Genomic DNA, 18,072 nt, shown 5'->3' on the forward strand with positions numbered 1-18,072 from the left:
AACCCGGAGGCGCAACCGTGCACAAGCACATCAACGGGTTGAAGACGGCCTTGCTGCTCGGCGGGATGAGCGCGCTGATCATCGTGATCAGCAGCCTGTTCGGCCGCACGGCACTGGTCATCGGCCTGCTGCTGGCCTTGGGCGTGAACGCCTACGCGTACTTCAACTCGGACAAGCTCGCCCTGCGCGCGATGCGGGCCAGGCCCGTGTCGCAGGTGGAGCAGCCGGTCATGTTCGCGATCGTGCGCGAGCTGTCGCAGAAGGCCAAGCAGCCGATGCCGCGGCTCTACCTGAGCCCGACGGTGGCACCGAACGCGTTCGCGACCGGCCGCAACCCGCGCAACGCCGCCGTCTGCTGCACGACCGGCATCCTGGAGCTGCTCGACGAACGCGAGCTGCGCGCGGTGCTGGGCCACGAGCTCGCCCACGTGTACAACCGCGACATCCTGATCAGCTGCGTCGCCGGCGCGCTGGCGGGCGTGATCACCATGCTCGCGAACCTGGCCCTGTTCGCCGGGATCTTCGGCGGCGGCGACGGTGACGACGACGGCCCCGGCCCGCTCGGCCTGCTGCTGATCGCGCTGCTCGGCCCGGTCGCCGCGACCGTCGTGCAGCTGGCCGTGAGCCGGTCCCGCGAGTTCCAGGCCGACCAGTCCGGCGCGGAGCTCACCGGCGACCCGCTGGCGCTGGCGAGCGCCCTGCGCAAGATCGATCTCGGGACGCGGGCGGCGCCGCTCGCGCCGGAGCCGGAGGTGGTGTCGCAGAGCCACCTGATGATCGCGAACCCCTTCCGGCCGGGGGAGCAGTTCGCGCGGTGGTTCTCGTCCCACCCGCCGATCGCCGACCGCGTCCGCAGGCTCGAGGAGATGGCGCGGCGCTAGCGCGTGGTCTGCGCCACGGCCATCAGGTACTCGCCGTAGCCCGACTTGCCGAGCTTCTCGCCGAGCGCGTAGCACTCCTGCGCGGAGATGAAGCCCATGCGCAGCGCGATCTCCTCGGGACACGCGATGCGCACGCCCGTGCGGTGCTCCAGCACCTGCACGAACTGCCCGGCCTCCAGCATCGAGTCGTGCGTGCCGGTGTCGAGCCACGCGAACCCGCGGCTGAGCTCCACCAGCTGCGCCCGCCCCTCGCGCAGGTAGCGCAGGTTGACGTCGGTGATCTCCAGCTCGCCCCGCGCCGACGGCTTGAGGTTCGCCGCGATGTCGAGCACACCGTTGTCGTAGAAGTAGAGCCCGGTGATCGCCCGGTTCGACTTCGGGTGCCGGGGCTTCTCCTCGATGGAGATGAGCCGCCCGAACGCGTCGACCTCGCCCACGCCGTACCGCTCGGGGTCCTTCACCTGGTACCCGAACAGCACGCAGCCGTCCAAAGAGGACGCGTGCTGCTGCAGGGTGGTGGAGAAGCCCTGGCCGTAGAAGATGTTGTCGCCCAGCACCAGCGCCACGTCGTCGTTCCCGACGAAGTCCGCGCCGATGACGAACGCCTCGGCCAGCCCGTTCGGCGCCGCCTGCTCGGCGTACTCGAAGCGCATGCCCCACTGCGACCCGTCGCCCAGCAACCGCCGGAACAGCGGCAGGTCGACCGGCGTGGAGATGATCAGCACCTCCCGGATGCCGGCCAGCATCAGCACCGACAGCGGGTAGTAGATCATCGGCTTGTCGTAGACCGGCAGCAGCTGCTTCGAGACGGCCTGCGTGATCGGGTGCAGGCGCGTCCCGCTGCCACCGGCGAGGACGATGCCCTTCACCGGTAGTTGGTGAACTGGAGCGCGATGCCGAAGTCCGAGCCCTTCAACAGGGCGATGACGTCCTGCAGGTGGTCCTTCTTCTTGCCGGACACGCGCAGCTGGTCGCCCTGGATCTGCGCCTGCACGCCCTTGGGCGCCTCGTCGCGGATCTTCTTGGCGATCTCCTTGGCCTTCTCCGACGAGATGCCCTGCACGAGGTTCCCCGTGACCTTGAACACCTTCCCGGAGATCGCCGGCTCGCCCACCTCGAACGCCTTCATCGAGATGTTGCGCTTGACCAGCTTCTCCTGGAAGACGTCGATGGCCGCCTTGCAGCGCTCCTCGGTCTCGGAGGTGAAGGTGATCGCCTCCTCGCCGGCCCAGGCCACCGTGGTGCCGGTGCCCCGGAAGTCGAAGCGCGTGCTCAGCTCCTTGGCCGCCTGGTTGAGCGCGTTGTCGACCTCCTGCCGGTCCACCTTGCTCACCACGTCGAACGACGGGTCCGCCACGACTTCACTCCTCAACGATCTCGGGGTCTTCGTGCTGCACCGATGCTACTGGGGGACCCCGATTTGAGGCCGCCCGACGGGGTTATGTATTGTTCCCACCGCACCGTTACGACGGTGTGGGGCGGGTTGCCCGAGCGGCCAATGGGAGCGGACTGTAAATCCGTCGCGAAAGCTACAGAGGTTCGAATCCTCTACCCGCCACTCGACGCCAGGGGTCTCTGTCTGCGGACAGGGACCCCTCGTCGTTTTCCGGCTCAGTTCGTCCGATCGGGACTGAGTCCGAACGCTCACCCGTGCCGCGGAGCCGGCTCGACGCCGCGGCGGCGCGCGATGTCGGTCATGTTCTCCTCGCCCCAGTCGCCCAACGGCAGCAGTGCGTCGTTCAGCCGCGTGCCCTGCGGCGTCAGCGAGTACTCGACGCGGGGTGGGACCTCGTGGAACACCTCGCGGTGCACGATCCGGTCCGCCTCCAGCTCGCGCAGCACCTGGATGAGCATCTTCTCGCTGATGCCGGACACCGAGCGGCGCAGTTCGCCGGTGCGCATCGGGCCGTGGTGCAGGGCCCAGAGGATCAGGGCCTTCCAGCGGCCGCCGATCACGTCGATGGCCGCGTCGAGGCCGCACGAGTACGTTCGTGGCTTCATGCTCGATCCTTACCAAAAGGTGGGTACCTGACAAAATAGTAGGTACTTGTCGTTCTGTCAGTACCCGAACGAGCATGAACGCCATGGGGACCAAGAAATCGGTGAGCGTGCTCGGCCTCGGCCGCATGGGCAGCGCGCTCGCCTGCGCCCTGGTCGAAAAGGGCTACGACGTGACGGTGTGGAACAGGTCGGCGGACAAACCAACGCCGACCGGCACGACGAGGGTGCGCACGACCGAGGAAGCGTTCGAGGCGGACGTCGTGGTGACGTGCCTGACCTCCTACGCGGTGCAGCAGCCGTTGCTCAGCAAGAACATCAGGACGCTGGTCAACCTCACCAGCGGCACGCCGGAGGAGGCGCGGGCCACCGCGCGGTGGGCGTCGGACAACGGGGTCGAGTACGTCGACGGCGTGATCATGGCCGTGCCGCAGCAGATCGGGACGCCGGGTGCGCGGATCTTCTTCAGCGGCAACGAGGAACACCACGTGCTGGACGCGTTCGGCGAGCCGGTGCACGTGGGGGCGGACGCCGGGCTGGCCGCGCTGTACGACCTCGGGTTGCTCGGGATCATGTGGGCGACGTTCGCCGGGTACCTGCAGGCGGTCGCGTTGCTGGGCACGGAGGGCATCACGCCGCAGCAGTTCACGCCGATGGTTGCGCAGTGGCTGAACGAGCTCGGCGGCATGCTGCCGGAGATGGGGGAGGAGACGCGACACCGGAGCTACGAGACCGAGGTGTCCGCTTTGGACATCAACGTGGCCGGGCTGCGCATGCTCACCGAGGCCAACCGGGAGCAGGGGCTCGACACCGCGCTGCCGCAGGCGTTGCACGACCTGTACCGGCGCGCGCAGGAGCAGGGGCACGGCACGCACAGCATCGCGAGCGTCATCGAGGTGATCAGGTGAGGTACCAGGGGAAGAAGGCCGTCGTCACCGGCGGCACGCACGGCATGGGGCGCGCGGTCGTGGACAGGCTGCTCGAACAAGGCGCCGAGGTGCTGCTGACCGGGCGCAAGGCCGACGACGTCGAGCACGGCCTCTCGATGGACGCCGCGAACCTCGGCGACATCGCACGGCTCAGGGACGAGGCGAGGCGCCGGTTCGGCACCATCGACCTGCTCTTCGTCAACGTCGGCTTCTCCACGCTGACGCCGTTCGCGCAGACCGGCGAGGCCGACTACGACACGACGTTCGACGTGAACACGAAGGGCGCTTTCTTCACCGCCCAACTGCTCGCGCCGCTGGTCGTCGAGGGTGGCTCGATCGTCTTCACCACCAGCGTCGCCACGGTGCTGGGGTCGCCGGGGCTGAGCGTCTACGCCGGGGCCAAGGCCGCGGTCAGGGCGTTCGCCAGGGGGCTCGCGGCGGAGCTGGCGCCGCGGGTCAGGGTCAACGTCGTCAGCCCCGGGTTCATCGACACCCCGTCGATGGGCGTGACCGGTGTGCCGGACGAGGTCGTCCAGCAGTTCAAGGAAGAGGGCGACCGGATCACGCCGCTCAAGCGGCACGGCACGTCCGACGAGGTGGCGAAAGCCGTGCTGTTCCTCGCGTTCGACGCGACCTTCACGACCGGGGCGGAGCTCGCCGTCGACGGTGGTCTCGGCCAGGGCGTCAGCGCCTGAGGCGAAGTTCTCGCGCCGGCCTGTCACACGTTCGCCGCCCGCCGGGTCAACAGGGCACAGGCGAAGACAGACAGGGAGAACGACGATGAGGATTGCCAACCCGGTGCTGAGCGTTCCCGGTGCGATGCAGGCGCTGCTGGCGTTGTCCGAGGCGGCCGCGACCACCGGGGTCGACAAGGACCTCGCGGAGCTGATCTGCCTGCGGGTCAGCATCATGAACGGCTGCGGGGCCTGCATCGACTACCACACCAGGCTGCTGCGCGAGGCGGGCGTCGAGGACCAGAGGATCTGGGCGATCGCGGGGTGGCGGGACGTGCCGTACTACACCGACGCGGAGAAGGCGGCGTTCGCGCTGGCCGAGCAGGTGACGCACGTGCACGTCAGCGACGAGGTGTGGAACGGGGCCGCGGAGCACTTCGACGAGGAGCAGCTGGCCGGGCTCATGCTCGTGATCGGCGCGATCAACCTGTGGAACCGCATGAACGTCGGCACCCAGCAGAAAGCCGGCTGATCCGGCGCCTCGAAGAGCGAGGCCGGCGCGCAAGAGCTTCCTCTCCCTTGCGTGCCGGCCTCACGGCGCAGCATACCTCATGTCGAACAAATGTTCGATCATCAGGCGATCAACTCGCCGCGAGCGCGGCGCGTCCGTCCTCGGTCAGCTCGGCGCACACGCGGTGCTCGAACCGGGTCGGTTCGGCCGCGCGCAGCAGTCCCGCGTGGACGAGGTCGTGCGTCGCCGTCTGGTCGCAGCACGGCAGGCCGTCGACGTACAGCTCCGGTTCCGAGCCGCCCGTCACCTCGGCCCTGCCTGCCTCGACAGCCTTCAGCATCGCGCGGGCTCTTCCGCTGAGCTCCATCTCGACCCCCAGGTGTGGTGTCCGGTCCACTTGTCCCTTTGTCGAAAAGAGTCCGCATTCGTTCCACAAGTACGGGTCGGTCCGGGTTCTTCACGGTTGCGAACGCCGTGAGCTTGACCCAGTAGGCCGTTCGGGTCACGTCGACACGCCGGGGGAGGACCTCAGCGCGGGCCGGCGCACCCACGTCGTCCAGCGCGGCCGGTAGCCGTGCGAGTACCAGAACGGCGTCGAGCGCGGGTTCGGCAGCGCGTGGTGCAGCAACGTCGACGCCACGCCTGCCCCGTCCAGTACCGCGTGGGCGTGCGCGACGAGGGCGCTGCCGGCGCCGCTGCCGCGGGCGTCGGGTCGCACGCCGAGGTGGCCGAGGTAGGCGAACGGCCGCTGCTCGGCGAACCGGTCCATCCACCCCGCGTGCCGCGGCAGGTCCACGTAGACCATCCCGACGGGCGTGCCGCCGTGGACCGCGAGCCACATCGCCTCGTGGTCGCGGTCGAGCACCTCGGCCAGCGCCGCCCGCAGGTGCTCCGCGCTGTTCGCGCGCACGGTGACCATGCCGAACTCGGCGTCGTACCGGACCGTGTGCAGGTTCAGCTCGACCGCGACGTCCAGGTCGGCGCGGGTCGCGGGGCGCACCGCGACGGTCGAGGGCCGCGCAGGGGCGGTCCGCCCGGCGAGGCGTTCCGCGACCACCGTGAGCGGGGCGAAGCCGTGGTGCAGCAACGGCGCCGCGGTCGCCGTCTCGTGGCTCGGCACGGTCACGAGCGCCGCGGTGTCGGGGTCGTCGAGACCGGTGAGCCGGGGCTCCCACTCGTCGAGCAACGCGGGCAGGTCGCAGCCGGGCCGCCAGTGCAGCCGGTGCACCCGCAGCGGCCCCCAGGTCGCCCCGATCGAGCCGGGGTCCGTCTCGGTGAAGGAGAAGTCGTCGTCCACCGGCCACTTCTACCTGGCAGGGTCGGTCCGGTGGAGATATTCGTGGTGGACTCGTTCACCGACAAGCGCTTCGCGGGCAACCCGGCCGGGGTCGTCCTCCTGACCGAACCGCGCGACGACGTGTGGATGCAGCACGTCGCCGCCGAGATGAAGCACGCCGAGACGGCCTTCGTCACCCCCGACAACCACCTGCGCTGGTTCACCCCGGAGGTCGAGGTCGACCTCTGCGGGCACGCCACGCTGGCCACCGCACACGTGCTCGGCGGTGAGCAGAGGTTCACCACGCGTAGCGGTGTGCTCACCTGCGTACCGGACAACGGGTGGATCCGGATGGACTTCCCGGCCGATCCGCCGAAGTTGACTGACCCGCCAGTCGGACTAGTGGAGGCGCTCCCACATGCGACGATCAAGTCCGTCGCGGTCGGCCGCTTCGACTACCTGATCGAGCTCGGCAGCGCGGAGGAGGTCCGTTCCCTGCGGCCCGACGTCCAAGGACTGGCACAGATGTCGTCACGTGGAGTGATCGTCACGGCGGTCGGCGATGGCGAGGCGGACATCGTCAGCCGGTGCTTCTACCCGGCCGTCGGCATCCCGGAGGACCCCGTCACCGGATCGGCGCACTGCACGCTCGCGTCCTACTGGGTGCCCCGGTTGCAGCGCGCTGACCTGCTGGCGGAGCAGGCGTCGGCGCGCGGCGGGTTCGTCAGGGCCACTCTCGCCCAAGATCGGGTGCTGCTCTCCGGGCAGGCCGTGACGGTGCTCCAGGGGCGTCTGACCGACTAGCCACGTCTGGGTGAACAGGCGTCACGCGGGGTGCTCGACCTGCCATTTCGTCCCCCGAGCGGGGTACTCTGGTGCCCCTGGAGGGGTCCTGATCATCAAGTACGGGACCCCTCAGTCACGCCTGAGCGTCCCCACCCCAGGCCGACGAGGAGGCTGGATGTCCGACCGAGCGTCGGCCCCCGTGTCGAACTCGGCCGCCTGGTCGGCCAAGTCGACCAACCGCGCGTTCAGCGCGTTCGCCGTCACCCTCCTGGTGGCCGGCGTCGTGTGCGCGGGCATGGTCGCGGCCTGGCTCCCCGAGGAGGAGCACACCTCGCTCTTCTGGATCGGCCCGCTGCTCGTCGTCGGCTTCCTGCTGGCCGAGCAGCTCGCGATCAACGTCGACGTCCGCAGCGGCGTCGCCTGGACCATCTCCTTCACCGAGATCCCGCTGGTGCTCGGCCTGCTGGTGGCCCCGTTCGAGATCGTCCTCGCCGCGCACGTAGTCGCGGGCGTGGGCACGCTGCTGGGCAGGCGGATCCTGGACCGCGCCGTCTACAACGCGGGCCTGATGTTCATGGAGATCTCCGTCGCGTTCGCCGCGGCGGCCGTGGTGAACCGGGTGGTCGGCGAGGGCGGGCCGTTCTGGGCGGGCGCGTTCGTCGGCACGATCACGGTGCCGCTGCTCGCGAGCGTCCTGGGCCTCTGCGCCCTGCGGCTCATGGGCAAGTCGATGCGGGTGGGCAACAGCCTCCGCCTCGTGCTCCAGACGCTCGTCGTGGCGCTGCTCAACACCTCGGCCGGCCTCGTCGGCTACCAGATCGTCTCGACCACGCAGTGGGGCGGCCTGCTGATCGTCCTGGTGCTCGCCGGGATCATCGCCACCTACCTCGCCTACTCCGGGCTGCTGCGCGAACAGCGCGACCTGGAGGCGCTGAGCGAGGTCAGCCTCCGCGTCGCGCGGTCGGGCCAGCACGGCACCGGCCCGCGCCAGCCCGACGACGACCTCACCGCGAACGTCGAAGAGGACGAGTGGCAGCTCATCGCGGAACGCATCCGCGAGCAGCTCAACGCCAACCGGGTCGTGCTGCGCCTGCGCACCGACCCGCAGGAAGCCATGATCACCCTCGTCGCCGGCGAACCGCTGCCGGAGGAGATGACCACGACGGACCCGCGGGCCGTGCGCGAGGACCCGGTCCTGCAGCTGCCCGGCACGCACGTCCGCTACTACCGCGTGGCCGACGCGACCGAGGACGTCACCGAGGCCCTGCTGCGCCGCGACGTGCAGGAAGCGCTGGTGGTGCCGTTGCGCGGCGCGACCCAGCTGCTCGGCGCGGTCGAGGCGCACGACCGGCTCTCCCGGTGGCGCGGCTTCGGCAAGGCCGACATCCAGCTGCTGCGCACCCTCGCCTCCCACCTCGCGACCGCCGTGGACAACCGGCGGCTGCTCGCCCGCCTGCGCCACGACGCCTACCACGACCCGCTGACCGGCCTGCTCAACCGCGCGGGCTTCCGCGAGGCCTGCGCCGAACCGCTGCGCGAGTCGAAGAGGGGCGTGGTGCTGCGCATCGACCTCGACGTCCTGTCGACGGTCTCCGACGCGCTCGGACAGGCCTGGGGCAACCGCATGGTCGTCGCCGCCGGGCGCAGGCTGCGCGACGCGCTGGGCGCCGATGTGCCGCTGGCCCGCCTGGAGGGAGGCGCGTTCGCGGCGTTCTTCGACGACGAGCGGGCGGCCACCGCCCACGAGATCGCCGACCGGCTCCGCGCGGGCCTGTCCGTGCCGTACCCCGTCGACCGGCTGACCGTCGAGGCCTCCGCCGTCGTGGGCTACGCGTCCAAAGCGGACTCCGAGACCGAGGACCCCGACCCGGACGCGTTGCTGCAGCGGGCGGACGTCGCCGTGCGCGCCACGACGGAGGGAACGCCGGTGCGGGCCTACGCACCGAGCATGGGCCAGATCTTCCTGCGCCGCTTCCAGCTCGTGACGCAGTTCCGCCAGGCCGTCGAGACCGGGCAGATCTCCGTGCACTACCAGCCGAAGGTCGCCCTGCCCTCACGCCAGGTCGTGGGCGCGGAGGCGCTGGTGCGCTGGACGCACCCCGAGTTCGGCCGCGTCGACCCGGACGAGTTCGTGCCGGCCGTCGAGGCCACCGGCCTGGTGGACGTGCTGACGGACTTCGTGATGGACCGCGCCCTGGAACGGGTGCGCCGCTGGCTCGACCGCGGGCTGCGGATGTCCATCGCGGTCAACCTGTCCGTGCGGACGCTGGGCGACGAGGACTTCCCCAACCGCGTGGCGGCCGCGCTGGAACGCCACGACGTGCCCTCCGGCCTGTTGACCTTCGAGCTCACCGAGTCGGGCGTCATGGCCGACCCCGAGCGCGCCCTGCCGGTGCTGCGGCGCCTGCACGCGATCGGCGTCGTGCTGGCGGTCGACGACTTCGGCACCGGGTACTCCTCGCTGGCCTACCTGCGCCAGCTGCCGGTGGACGAGGTGAAGATCGACAAGTCGTTCGTGCTCGGCATGGGCACCGACCTCGGCGACATGGCCGTGGTGCGCTCGATCGTCGAGCTCGGTCACTCGCTCGGTCTCGTCGTGGTCGCCGAGGGCGTGGAGGACGACGCCGCACGTGACCAGCTGGTCGGCATGGGCTGCGACGTCGCGCAGGGGTACCTGATCTCCCGGCCGCTCTCCGAAGATCGCTTCGAGGCGTGGCTGCGGGCGCGAACGGTGCAGGTCAGGGGTGCTCGCGATGAGACGGTGCTCACGCTGGTGCACTGAAGGCACCCCCGGATTTCGTTCTTGGTGGACCCGTGTTGTAGAGTTCTCCTCGCTCGGCAAGAACGAAAGAGCAAGCCCCTTTAGCTCAGTCGGCAGAGCGTCTCCATGGTAAGGAGAAGGTCTACGGTTCGATTCCGTAAAGGGGCTCCACTACTGGCCGCGGTGCTGAGCATCGCGGCTGTGGTGTGTTAAAGCGGTGTAGCTCAGTTGGTAGAGCAAGCGGCTCATAATCGCTGTGTCGCCGGTTCAAGTCCGGCCACCGCTACGTGAGTGGGTGAGGTGTGCTGGCGGAGAGCGCCAGCCGTCCTCACTCCGCCATGATTTTGGGGGCCGAGCCCCCAGACCCCCGGGCAGCACCCTCGCTGCCCATCCCCGCCAGGCGGTAAGCCCGCACTGGGTTGTCCGGGGTTCGCGTGCTCTCAGGAAGGCAAGGACCGTGGCTGCAACCGACGTACGCCCGAAGATCACCCTCGCGTGCGAGGAGTGCAAGCACCGGAACTACATCACCAGGAAGAACCGGCGCAACGACCCGGACCGCCTGGAGGTCAAGAAGTTCTGCCCGAACTGCAAGACGCACCGCGCGCACAAGGAAACCCGCTGAGCGCGTAGCGAGTCTTTCGGCGAGGCCCGTCCCACACCGTGGGGCGGGCCTCGCCGCATATAGGCTCATTCGGTGCCTCTGGACCCCGCCTTCATCGGACGTAGTTATCCGCCGTCGCAGCCGTACGACGTGAGCCGCGAGAAGATCCGCGAGTTCGCCGACGCGATCGGTGCCGACAGCCCGGCTCATCGCGACGCGGAAGCGGCGAAGGCGCTGGGGTACGGGGACGTCATCGCGCCGCCGACGTTCGCGATCGTGGTGTCGATGAAGACCAACGAGACGGTCATGTTCGACCCGGAGCTGCAGCTCGACTACAGCCGGGTCGTGCACGGCGACCAGAACTTCGTCCACCACCGGCCCATCACCGCGGGCGACCAGCTCGTGTGCGTGGCGCACATCGACGGCATCGTGGCCCGCATGGGCAACGACATGGTGACCGTCCGGACCGAGATCAGCACGGCCGAGGGCGAGCCGGTCACCACCGCCAGGTCGATGCTCGTCGTGAGGGGAGAAGACGCGTGAGCCACGAAGTCGGGACCGTGCTGCCGGCCCTGTCCGTCCGCCTCACGCGCGCCGACCTGGTGCGCTACGCGGGCGCCTCGCTGGACTTCAACCCCATCCACTGGAACGAGAAGACCGCGAAGGACGTCGGCCTGCCCGACGTCATCGCCCACGGCATGCTCACGATGGCCGTGGCGTCGCGGATCGTCGCGGAGTGGATCGGCGACCCCGGTGCGATCGTCGAGTACGGCTGCCGCTTCGGCCGGCCGGTCGTGGTGCCCAACGACGACGAGGGCGCGCTGGTCGAGGTGACCGCGAAGGTCACCAAGGACCTCGGCGACGGAACTGTGAAGGTCAACATCAACGCGGCTTTTGACGGCAAGTCGGTGTTGACGGGCGCGTTCGCTCGCGTGCGCGTGGGCTGACGATGTGATCAACGACACCGCCGGGCCACCCGGTCCGGTGGTGTTTGCCGTGCTCACGGGAGGTTCGGGTCACACCGCCGCCGCGGTTGCCCGACCCTGATTCGTCTTCTCGGCACTCGTGTGGGTAGGGTGTGCGACAGGCCGCTCGACAGATGCTTGGGCGGTCTGGTTGGAATGGACGGGGCAGGCTCCCGTACACTTCCTGCGTGGCCAGGGGATCTCTCGCAGATCCCGAAGGGGCGTAGCTCAACTGGCAGAGCAGCGGTCTCCAAAACCGCAGGTTGCAGGTTCAAGTCCTGTCGCCCCTGCTGTCGAAGCGTCATGGGTGGAGTGGAGGACGGCATGAGCGAGGGCCGCGAGCAGGACCAGCCGGAGGAGCGCGAAGGCGCTGTCCGGCCGTCCACTGCTGCGGCGCGGCGTGAACGTCGTGCCTCCTCTCGCCCGGCCGCCCGCAAGGACGGCAGCAGCGCTGAGTCGAAGAAGAGCGCCGTCAAGTCCGACGACTCGGACGACGACGCCAAGAAGGGTCGCCCGACGAAGACCCGTGATGGACAGGAGAAGGGCCCCTCGCTGATCGGGCGGTTCTTCCGCTACATCCGCGAGGTCATCAGCGAACTCCGCAAGGTGATCTGGCCGACGCGCAAGCAGCTCGTCACGTACACCGGTGTAGTCCTGGTGTTCGTGGTCGTGATGGTCGCGCTGGTGTGGGCTCTCGACCTCGGCTTCGGCGCGGCTGTTTTCGAGTTGTTCGGCTGAGCCGGACAGCTGCCGCTGCAACCAGGAAGCGAGATCCACAGTGAGCTCCGACAACGGCGTTGACGCCCAGGAGAAGACCGACCTCATCGACGACGAGGTGTCCGAGGACACCGCGGCCGACGAGACGGTCGAGTCGGAGGCTGTGGACTCCGAGGACGCCGCTGACGCCGACGTCGCGGACGAGGCCGACGAAGACGAGACCGAGGACGTCGACGTCCTCGCCATCGACGAGACCCCGATCGACGAAGAGATCGCCGACCCCGCCGAAGAGCTGCGCCAGGCCCTGCGCCACGCGCCCGGCGACTGGTACGTCGTGCACTCGTACGCCGGTTACGAGAACAAGGTCAAGGCCAACCTCGAGACCCGCATCCACACGCTCGACATGGAGGACTACATCTTCCAGGTCGAGGTGCCGACCGAAGAGGTCACCGAGATCAAGAACGGCCAGCGCAAGCTGGTGCAGCGCAAGGTGCTGCCCGGCTACATCCTGGTCCGCATGGAGCTCACCGACGCGTCCTGGAGCGCCGTCCGCAACACGCCGGGCGTGACCGGGTTCGTCGGGGCCACCTCCAAGCCCTCGCCCCTCACGATCGACGAGGTGCTGAAGTTCCTGCTCCCGCAGGGCGAGCAGAAGCCGGCAGAGGGCAAGAAGGCCGCCTCCACCACCGCGCCGAAGCCGACCATCGAGGTCGACTTCGAGGTGGGCGAGTCGGTCACCGTCATGGACGGCCCGTTCGCCACGCTGCCCGCCACGATCAGCGAGGTCAACGCGGACGGCCAGAAGCTGAAGGTCCTGGTGTCGATCTTCGGCCGGGAGACGCCGGTCGAGCTGTCGTTCAGCCAGGTCTCCAAGATCTGAGCGGTTCCCTCGAAAGAGGAACCGATCGGCCACGCTGCGGCTGGCAGGGCCGCGCGCGGACACCGCAATAACAGGAAGTACGGACATGCCACCCAAGAAGAAGAAGCTGTCAGCGATCATCAAGCTGCAGATCAAGGCTGGTGCCGCCAACCCGGCGCCGCCCGTCGGTCCCGCGCTTGGTCAGCACGGCGTCAACATCATGGAGTTCTGCAAGGCCTACAACGCCGCGACCGAGTCGCAGCGCGGTCAGGTCGTGCCGGTCGAGATCTCGGTCTACGAAGACCGCTCGTTCGACTTCAAGCTGAAGACCCCGCCGGCCGCGCGCCTCATCCTCGCCGCCGCCGGCGTCGACAAGGGATCGGGCGAGCCGCACCGCGTCAAGGTCGCCAAGGTGACCATGGAGCAGGTGCGCCAGATCGCGCAGACCAAGATGGTCGACCTGAACGCGAACGACGTCGACCAGGCCGCGAAGATCATCGCCGGCACCGCCCGTTCCATGGGCATCACGGTCGAAGGCTGATCTTTCTCTTTCGCAAGCGTGGGAGAGCCGAGCGCGGCTCATTCACCACGACTGATCCACGGTTAGGACAGAGTCATGAAGCGCAGCAAGGCCTACAAGGCCGCAGCCGAGCTGGTGGACCGGGAGCGGCTGTACTCGCCGCTGGAGGCCGCCAAGCTCGCCAAGGAAACGTCCAAGGTGAAGCTGGACTCGACCGTCGAGGTCGCGATTCGCCTCGGCGTCGACCCCCGCAAGGCCGACCAGATGGTCCGCGGCACCGTGAACCTGCCGCACGGTACGGGCAAGACCGCCCGCGTGATCGTCTTCGCAACCGGTGACAAGGCCGCAGAGGCCGAGGCCGCCGGTGCGGACGCCGTCGGCGCCGAAGACCTCATCGAGCGCATCCAGGGTGGCTGGCTCGACTTCGACGCCGCGATCGCGACCCCCGACCAGATGGCGAAGGTCGGCCGCATCGCCCGCATCCTCGGCCCGCGTGGCCTGATGCCGAACCCCAAGACCGGCACCGTGACCCCCGAGGTCGCGAAGGCGGTGAACGACATCAAGGGCGGTAAGATCAACTTCCGCGTCGACAAGCAGGCCAACCTGCACTTCGTGATCGGCAAGGTGTCGTTCGACCCCGAGAAGCTGGTCGAGAACTACGCCGCGGCTCTGGACGAGGTGCTCCGCGCCAAGCCGTCCGCGGCCAAGGGCCGGTACGTCAAGAAGGTCACCGTCTCCACGACGATGGGCCCCGGCATCCCGGTCGACCCGAACCGCACCCGCAACATGCTGGTGGACGAGGCCTGAGCCTCGCGGTTCTGAAGCACCCGTGAAGGGCCCCCGGCGCACGCCGGGGGCCTTTTGCCTGCGTCGCTCAGTGCTGCTCGACGGGCGGTGAGGCCCGCTTCCGCCGCTCCGGCTGCCACGCCTGCCGGTAGTCGCTGGGTGACACCCCGACCTGCTTCAGGAAGTGGTGCCGCAGGTTGTTCGCCGTGCCGATGCCGCTCAACGCCGCGATCTTCTCCACCGGCAGGTCGGTCGACTCCAGCAGCGCCTGCGCCCTGGCGATGCGTTCGTTGAGCAGCCACTGCAACGGCGTGGTTCCGGTGGCCGCGTGCAGGCGGCGGTAGAACGTCCGCGGGCTCACGGCGGCGCGGCGGGCCAGGGCGTCGATGGTCAGCGGTTCGTCCAGGCGTTCGCGAGCCCAGTCGAGGGCCGCGGTCATGCCCGCGCTCGTGAGGACGTTGCCGTCGTCGACGTGGAGGACCGAGTCGTCGACCCGCACCGCGGGGTAGCGCTCGGCGAGCAGTGCGGTGTGCATCCAGTGGGCCGTTGCCCTGCGGCCGTCGAGGAGGCCCGCTTCGGCCAGTGCGAAGGCGCCGACGCAGAGGGAAACGATGCGGGCGCCGGCCTCGTGGGCCCCGCGGAGGGCGGAGACCAGGGCGGGTGGGACCGGGGCGTTGTCCTCGATGACCTCCTCCGGCACCCACGGGACGATGACGGTGTCCGCTCGTGCGAGGGTCGGGGTGCGGCGTGCCGAAGACGGCCGCGGGGATGCCCAGTTCGTAGAGGTCCAGGACGCCGAAGTCGTCGGGCACGACCAAGGCGACGGAGCCGGCGGTCATGCGACCCAGCCTATGGCAGGAATTGATGGACGGGGGCATTCCGGTCACTGGTTGCGGTGATCACCGGTGGCGAAGCTGGAGCCATGACAACTGAGGCGATCACGGTGCTGGGGCTGGGCAACCTCGGACGTGCCGTGGCGGAGGCGTTCCTGCGGGGCGGGCACCCCACGACGGTGTGGAACCGTTCTGCCGCAAAGGCTTTGGCGCTCGTGGAGGGTGGTGCGACTGCGGCGGCCACAGTCGGGGAGGCGGTCGCGGCGGGTGAGCTCGTGGTCGTGGCCGTGCTCGACCACCGGGCGGTGCGGGAGGTGCTGCATGGGGTGGACGTGCGGGGGCGGGCGTTGGTGAACCTCACCTCCGGCACGCCGGACGAGGCGCGCGCGGTGGCGCGGTGGGCCGGGGAGAACGGCGCGGAGTACCTGCACGGCGCGGTCTACGCGGTGCCGCAGACGATCGGGACCGCGGCGTCGTCGATCAACTGCAGCGGTTCCGCCGCGGTGCACGAGCGGTGGCGGGAGCGGTTGGGGCTGCTCGAGAAAGGTCACGTTCCTCGGCGCCGACGCCGGGCGCGCGTCCGGGTACGACGTGGCGGTCCTGGCCGGGATGTACGGGCTGATCGGCGGGTTCCTGCACGCGGCGGCGCTGGCGCGGGCCGGTGGCATCAAGGCCACCGAGCTCACGCCGATGTTGTTGTCGTGGCTCGTGGACCTGCACCCCGCGCTGGTCGCGTTCGCCGAGGAGGTCGACTCGGCCGCCTACGCCGGCGGGGAGTCGAGCCTCGCGATGAACCAGAGCGGGCTGGCCACGCTGATCCGCGCCGCCGAGACGCAGGGCGTGCCGTTCGCGGGGCTCGACGCCGTCAAGGCGCTGGTCGACCGGCAGGTCGCCGAAGGGCGGGGCGCGGAGAGCCTGGCCCGCGCCGTCGAGTCCCTCGGTGGCCCGCACCGGTCCGGGGGCTGACGGCGGGAACACCGGGGCGGGCGTGGTCCTCGATCAACCGCAGGTGCTCGGGTTCCAGTCGGTGATGACCCAGCCGGAGCCGACCTTCTCGACGACGAACGTGCCCAGCCGCGGGCCGCCCTCGACGGTCAGCGCGCAGGAGTCGATGGTGACCTTGGTGGAGGTCGGGGTCTTCAGCATCTCGGGCGGGAACATGACCTGCTGGTACCGGTCGACGTTGGTGACCTGCGCCCGCAGCCCCTTCACCGCGGCGGCGCAATCGCTTGCGCCGTGGGCGTTCGCGAACTTCTGGCGGGTGTCGTCGCGCAGGATCAGCGTGCAGGCGCGGGTCGTGTCGGCGAAGGAGACGTGCTTGTAGAACATGCCGACGGTGCCCTGCAGGCCCGCGGGTGCGGACAGTCCCTGTGCCGCACCGGTCACGCCGCCGCTGTCCTGCGCGATGTCGCCGGGGTCGTCGGTGCCGAAGAAGTGGTTGTAGGCCCAGATCGCCGAGCCCAGCACGACGAGGAACGTCAGCACGCGCCAGAAGAGCGCGCTGCCGAGGATGAACAGCACCCACCGCAGCCGGTTGCCGGGGCCCGGCCTGGGTGCCTGCGGCGCTTGGCCGGTGGCCTCCTGGTAGCGCTGGAACTCCTGGAAGCGCTGGAACTCCTGGAACTGCCGGAGCTGTTCGGGGTCCATCGGGGGCTGCGGCGGCTGCGGGGGCTGCCGGGGTGCGAGGTCCTTGCCGGGCTCGTCCGTCACAGGTCACATCATGCCGATTTGGAGTGGCCGTACACAGTCGAGTAGTCTTTTCCTGGTTCTACCGAAGACCGCAGGTTTTCTCCGCGAGGAGAACGAAGGCCCCGTTGCAACACGGGCGGCCCGCGCAGGGAGGACGAGGCTCAGCTTGTCGTGACGCCCCGTGCTGCTTGTGCGCGTGGGCGTTTTTGTTGTTTCGGAGCCTTCTCGAACTGGCGGTCACCCAGCCCAGAGAGGAGGCGATCATGGCGAAGCCCAGCAAGGTTACGGCGGTCGCTGAGCTCGCGGACCAGTTCCGCAGCAGCTCGGCAGCGGTTGTCACCGAGTACCGTGGCCTCTCCATGGCGCAGCTCACGACGCTGCGTCGCGCTCTCGGCGCGGGCACCAAGTACACCGTCGCGAAGAACACGCTGGTCAAGCTGGCCGCCGCGGACGCCGGCATCGAGGGCCTCGAGGCTCTCCTGTCCGGTCCGACCGCCATCGCGTTCGTCGAGGGCGAGCCCGTCGACGCCGCCAAGGCGATCCGCGACTTCGCGAAGGACAACAAGGCCCTGATCATCAAGGGCGGCTTCATGGATGGCCGCCCGCTCTCGGTCGACGAGGTCACGGCTATCGCCGACCTCGAAAGCCGTGAGGTGCTGCTCGCGAAGCTCGCGGGCGCGATGAAGGGCAACCTGGCCAAGGCCGCGGGTCTGTTCAACGCCCCGGCTTCCCAGGTCGCTCGCCTGGCTGCTGCCCTGCAGGAGAAGAAGGCCGAGTCGGCTCCCGCCGCCGAAGCCGACGCTCCCGCCGAAAGCTGATCACCCGAAGACACACCCGACGCTTTCGCGCGGGAAATTAGAAAGGACCGCCGATCATGGCGAAGCTCAGCACCGAAGAGCTGCTCGACGCGTTCAAGGAGATGACCCTCCTGGAGCTGTCGGCGTTCGTGAAGCAGTTCGAGGAGACCTTCGAGGTCACCGCCGCGGCTCCGGTCGCCGTCGCTGCTGCCGGCCCGGCCGGCCCCGCCGCCGCCGAGGTCGAGGAGAAGGACGAGTTCGACGTCGTCCTCGAGTCCGCCGGTGACAAGAAGATCCAGGTCATCAAGGTCGTCCGCGAGGTCGTCTCGGGCCTGGGCCTGAAGGAGGCCAAGGAGCTGGTCGAGTCCGCTCCGAAGCCGATCCTCGAAGGTGTCGCGAAGGACGTCGCGGACGCCGCCAAGGAGAAGCTCGAGGCCGCCGGCGCCAAGATCACCCTCAAGTGATCCGGGCCCCCTCGGGGGCTTGGCG

21 protein-coding genes, 4 tRNA genes and 3 pseudogenes are annotated in these 18,072 nt (G+C 69.3%); 21 read left to right on the forward strand and 7 right to left on the reverse strand.

Going from position 1 to position 18,072, the window contains the following annotated elements:
* The first annotated feature begins 17 nt into the window (after positions 1–17).
* Complete coding sequence (gene htpX / locus ACVDFE_RS08775; protein ID WP_360401837.1) at positions 18–881, forward strand: zinc metalloprotease HtpX; 864 nt, start codon at positions 18–20, stop codon at positions 879–881.
* On the opposite strand, the gene rfbA is transcribed toward htpX, so the two are convergent.
* Together rfbA and ACVDFE_RS08785 are read right to left on the reverse strand one after the other, a co-directional pair.
* A complete protein-coding gene (gene rfbA, locus ACVDFE_RS08780; RefSeq protein ID WP_458430163.1) occupies positions 878–1,750 on the reverse strand; it encodes a glucose-1-phosphate thymidylyltransferase RfbA in 873 nt (290 codons plus the stop codon). The two genes, htpX and rfbA, sit on opposite strands and share 4 nt — an antisense overlap.
* Positions 1,747–2,238, reverse strand: coding sequence for a YajQ family cyclic di-GMP-binding protein (locus tag ACVDFE_RS08785; protein ID WP_065915931.1), 492 nt, complete (start codon positions 2,236–2,238; stop codon positions 1,747–1,749). Before ACVDFE_RS08785 ends, rfbA begins: the two co-directional genes overlap by 4 nt.
* A gap of 120 nt (positions 2,239–2,358) precedes the next feature.
* Here ACVDFE_RS08785 and ACVDFE_RS08790 point away from each other — a divergent pair.
* Positions 2,359–2,439, forward strand: a tRNA-Tyr gene (locus ACVDFE_RS08790).
* An 86-nt stretch (positions 2,440–2,525) separates the two neighbouring features.
* On the opposite strand, the gene ACVDFE_RS08795 is transcribed toward ACVDFE_RS08790, so the two are convergent.
* Positions 2,526–2,882, reverse strand: a complete 357-nt coding sequence (locus tag ACVDFE_RS08795) for a winged helix-turn-helix transcriptional regulator (protein WP_360401844.1) — start codon at positions 2,880–2,882, stop codon at positions 2,526–2,528.
* Between the two features lie 83 nt (positions 2,883–2,965).
* Here ACVDFE_RS08795 and ACVDFE_RS08800 point away from each other — a divergent pair, with 83 nt between their 5' ends.
* The 3 genes from ACVDFE_RS08800 to ACVDFE_RS08810 all read left to right on the forward strand — a co-directional run bounded on the left by ACVDFE_RS08800 (position 2,966) and on the right by ACVDFE_RS08810 (position 5,014).
* Positions 2,966–3,787 (forward strand): NAD(P)-dependent oxidoreductase, encoded by an 822-nt coding sequence (locus tag ACVDFE_RS08800; RefSeq protein WP_458430164.1) that lies wholly within the window; start codon positions 2,966–2,968, stop codon positions 3,785–3,787.
* Positions 3,784–4,503, forward strand: a complete 720-nt coding sequence (locus tag ACVDFE_RS08805; RefSeq protein ID WP_458430165.1) for an SDR family NAD(P)-dependent oxidoreductase — start codon at positions 3,784–3,786, stop codon at positions 4,501–4,503. The genes ACVDFE_RS08800 and ACVDFE_RS08805 overlap by 4 nt, the downstream gene beginning before the upstream one ends.
* 85 nt (positions 4,504–4,588) lie before the next feature.
* On the forward strand, positions 4,589–5,014 hold the full coding sequence (locus tag ACVDFE_RS08810) for a carboxymuconolactone decarboxylase family protein (RefSeq protein ID WP_458430166.1): 426 nt from the start codon (positions 4,589–4,591) through the stop codon (positions 5,012–5,014).
* Positions 5,015–5,123: 109 nt separating this feature from the next.
* On the opposite strand, the gene ACVDFE_RS08815 is transcribed toward ACVDFE_RS08810, so the two are convergent.
* On the reverse strand, positions 5,124–5,333 hold the full coding sequence (locus tag ACVDFE_RS08815; RefSeq protein WP_458430167.1) for a hypothetical protein: 210 nt from the start codon (positions 5,331–5,333) through the stop codon (positions 5,124–5,126).
* Positions 5,334–5,495: 162 nt separating this feature from the next.
* Complete coding sequence (locus tag ACVDFE_RS08820) at positions 5,496–6,290, reverse strand: GNAT family N-acetyltransferase (RefSeq protein ID WP_458430168.1); 795 nt, start codon at positions 6,288–6,290, stop codon at positions 5,496–5,498.
* A 30-nt stretch (positions 6,291–6,320) separates the two neighbouring features.
* Here ACVDFE_RS08820 and ACVDFE_RS08825 point away from each other — a divergent pair, with 30 nt between their 5' ends.
* From ACVDFE_RS08825 to rplA, 12 genes are all read left to right on the forward strand, one after another.
* Positions 6,321–7,073 carry a PhzF family phenazine biosynthesis protein gene (locus ACVDFE_RS08825; protein WP_458430169.1) on the forward strand — a complete coding sequence of 251 codons (753 nt, stop codon included), beginning with the start codon at positions 6,321–6,323 and terminating at the stop codon, positions 7,071–7,073.
* 157 nt (positions 7,074–7,230) lie between these two features.
* The gene (locus ACVDFE_RS08830) at positions 7,231–9,837 is read left to right on the forward strand and encodes a putative bifunctional diguanylate cyclase/phosphodiesterase (RefSeq protein ID WP_458430170.1); all 2,607 of its coding nucleotides are present in this window, start codon (positions 7,231–7,233) and stop codon (positions 9,835–9,837) included.
* Positions 9,838–9,911: 74 nt separating this feature from the next.
* Positions 9,912–9,987, forward strand: a tRNA-Thr gene (locus tag ACVDFE_RS08835).
* Positions 9,988–10,029: 42 nt separating this feature from the next.
* Positions 10,030–10,102 (forward strand) — tRNA-Met (locus ACVDFE_RS08840).
* A gap of 171 nt (positions 10,103–10,273) precedes the next feature.
* On the forward strand, positions 10,274–10,438 hold the full coding sequence (gene rpmG / locus ACVDFE_RS08845) for a 50S ribosomal protein L33 (RefSeq protein ID WP_053733184.1): 165 nt from the start codon (positions 10,274–10,276) through the stop codon (positions 10,436–10,438).
* 72 nt (positions 10,439–10,510) lie between these two features.
* Positions 10,511–10,960: a MaoC family dehydratase N-terminal domain-containing protein gene (locus ACVDFE_RS08850; RefSeq protein WP_360401868.1), complete on the forward strand. Its 450-nt coding sequence runs from the start codon at positions 10,511–10,513 to the stop codon at positions 10,958–10,960.
* Positions 10,957–11,364, forward strand: a complete 408-nt coding sequence (locus ACVDFE_RS08855) for a MaoC/PaaZ C-terminal domain-containing protein (protein ID WP_360401871.1) — start codon at positions 10,957–10,959, stop codon at positions 11,362–11,364. Before ACVDFE_RS08850 ends, ACVDFE_RS08855 begins: the two co-directional genes overlap by 4 nt.
* 235 nt (positions 11,365–11,599) lie before the next feature.
* A tRNA-Trp gene (locus tag ACVDFE_RS08860) sits at positions 11,600–11,672 on the forward strand.
* A gap of 34 nt (positions 11,673–11,706) precedes the next feature.
* A complete protein-coding gene (gene secE, locus ACVDFE_RS08865) occupies positions 11,707–12,120 on the forward strand; it encodes a preprotein translocase subunit SecE (RefSeq protein WP_360401874.1) in 414 nt (137 codons plus the stop codon).
* Positions 12,121–12,160: 40 nt separating this feature from the next.
* A complete protein-coding gene (gene nusG / locus ACVDFE_RS08870) occupies positions 12,161–12,979 on the forward strand; it encodes a transcription termination/antitermination protein NusG (RefSeq protein WP_458430171.1) in 819 nt (272 codons plus the stop codon).
* An 85-nt stretch (positions 12,980–13,064) separates the two neighbouring features.
* Positions 13,065–13,499 carry a 50S ribosomal protein L11 gene (rplK, locus tag ACVDFE_RS08875; protein WP_360401880.1) on the forward strand — a complete coding sequence of 145 codons (435 nt, stop codon included), beginning with the start codon at positions 13,065–13,067 and terminating at the stop codon, positions 13,497–13,499.
* A 75-nt stretch (positions 13,500–13,574) separates the two neighbouring features.
* Complete coding sequence (rplA, locus tag ACVDFE_RS08880; protein ID WP_360401883.1) at positions 13,575–14,285, forward strand: 50S ribosomal protein L1; 711 nt, start codon at positions 13,575–13,577, stop codon at positions 14,283–14,285.
* Positions 14,286–14,352: 67 nt separating this feature from the next.
* On the opposite strand, the pseudogene ACVDFE_RS08885 reads toward rplA, so the two are convergent.
* A pseudogene (locus ACVDFE_RS08885) lies at positions 14,353–15,103 on the reverse strand (GlxA family transcriptional regulator).
* A gap of 83 nt (positions 15,104–15,186) precedes the next feature.
* On the opposite strand from ACVDFE_RS08885, the pseudogene ACVDFE_RS08890 reads away from it, so the two are divergent.
* A pseudogene (locus tag ACVDFE_RS08890) lies at positions 15,187–15,606 on the forward strand (NAD(P)-binding domain-containing protein); the annotation flags it as partial.
* 67 nt (positions 15,607–15,673) lie between these two features.
* A pseudogene (locus ACVDFE_RS08895) lies at positions 15,674–16,063 on the forward strand (imine reductase family protein); the annotation flags it as partial.
* Between the two features lie 33 nt (positions 16,064–16,096).
* Here the strand turns inward: ACVDFE_RS08895 and ACVDFE_RS08900 are convergent.
* A complete protein-coding gene (locus ACVDFE_RS08900) occupies positions 16,097–16,807 on the reverse strand; it encodes a hypothetical protein (RefSeq protein ID WP_458430172.1) in 711 nt (236 codons plus the stop codon).
* 242 nt (positions 16,808–17,049) lie between these two features.
* Between ACVDFE_RS08900 and rplJ the strand changes: the two genes are divergently transcribed.
* Together rplJ and rplL are read left to right on the forward strand one after the other, a co-directional pair.
* A complete protein-coding gene (gene rplJ, locus ACVDFE_RS08905) occupies positions 17,050–17,604 on the forward strand; it encodes a 50S ribosomal protein L10 (protein WP_360402183.1) in 555 nt (184 codons plus the stop codon).
* A 56-nt stretch (positions 17,605–17,660) separates the two neighbouring features.
* A complete protein-coding gene (rplL, locus tag ACVDFE_RS08910; protein WP_360402180.1) occupies positions 17,661–18,047 on the forward strand; it encodes a 50S ribosomal protein L7/L12 in 387 nt (128 codons plus the stop codon).
* The last annotated feature ends 25 nt before the right edge of the window (positions 18,048–18,072 follow it).

It is taken from the genome of Lentzea chajnantorensis (genome assembly GCF_054300775.1).